Below are 322 nucleotides of genomic sequence, written 5' to 3' on the forward strand. Positions count from 1 at the left end.
GGAGGTGCGCTGGGCGTCGTGCAACATCTTCTCCACGCAGGACCACGCGGCCGCCGCCATCGCCGCCGCGGGCATTCCGGTGTTCGCCTGGAAGGGCGAGACCCTGGAGGAGTACTGGTGGTGCACGGAGCAGGCCCTGACCTGGCCCGGCCACGCAGGTCCGAACATGATCCTGGACGACGGCGGTGACGCCACCCTCCTGGTCCACAAGGGTGCCGAGTACGAGAAGGCGGGCGCGGTTCCCGACCCGTCGACGGCCACGGACGAGGAGCACGCCGCTGTGCTGCGCCTCCTGCAGAACAGCGGACTTGACTGGACCGCT

1 protein-coding gene is annotated in these 322 nt (G+C 69.9%); it reads left to right on the plus strand.

Going from position 1 to position 322, the window contains the following annotated elements; translation table 11 throughout:
* The coding region (locus tag NQU55_RS36315; RefSeq protein WP_256791889.1) for an adenosylhomocysteinase at positions 1–322 on the plus strand (322 nt) is incomplete at both ends.

This window comes from Streptomyces telluris (assembly GCF_024519335.1).
GTDB classification, from domain to species: Bacteria; Actinomycetota; Actinomycetes; order Streptomycetales; family Streptomycetaceae; genus Streptomyces; species Streptomyces telluris.